Raw genomic sequence first — 452 nt, 5'->3', positions numbered from 1 at the left:
TCAAACAACAATAGGACGCAATGTGCTAGAAAAAATGACGTATGCTGTTAATAACATCATCTCTTATGCAAACGAAGGAATCGATTTCGTGCTTGGAGGATTTGGTTATCAAGCAGAAGGTGGATTTGTATTTGCCATTAACGTCCTTACGATTATCATCTTCTTTTCCTCTTTGATTTCTATATTATATTACTTGAAAATTATGCAGTTTATAATTAAAGTGCTTGGCGGCGGTTTATCTCGGCTTCTTGGGACGAGAAAAGCAGAATCAGTATCCGCTGCAGCCAATATATTTGTATCACAAAATGAAGCCCCCCTTGTCATCAAGCCTTACATTTCAAAAATGACAAATTCAGAGCTTTTTGCTGTTATGACTGGTGGTTTAGCATCTGTTGCGGGTTCTGTTTTGGTGGGATATGCTGCACTTGGCATCCCGTTAGAGTATCTTCTGG

1 protein-coding gene is annotated in these 452 nt (G+C 38.9%); it reads left to right on the top strand.

The annotated features are described in order from the left end of the window. Window positions 1–452 (top strand): nucleoside recognition domain-containing protein (locus AB1471_RS17115; protein WP_367780944.1); only part of this gene is annotated, 452 nt, incomplete at both ends.

The organism is Jeotgalibacillus marinus, assembly GCF_040801915.1.
Lineage (GTDB): Bacteria > Bacillota > Bacilli > Bacillales > Jeotgalibacillaceae > Jeotgalibacillus > Jeotgalibacillus marinus.
Note: the sequence above shows the minus strand (reverse complement) of the source record. Positions and strands in the feature narration are given on the sequence as shown.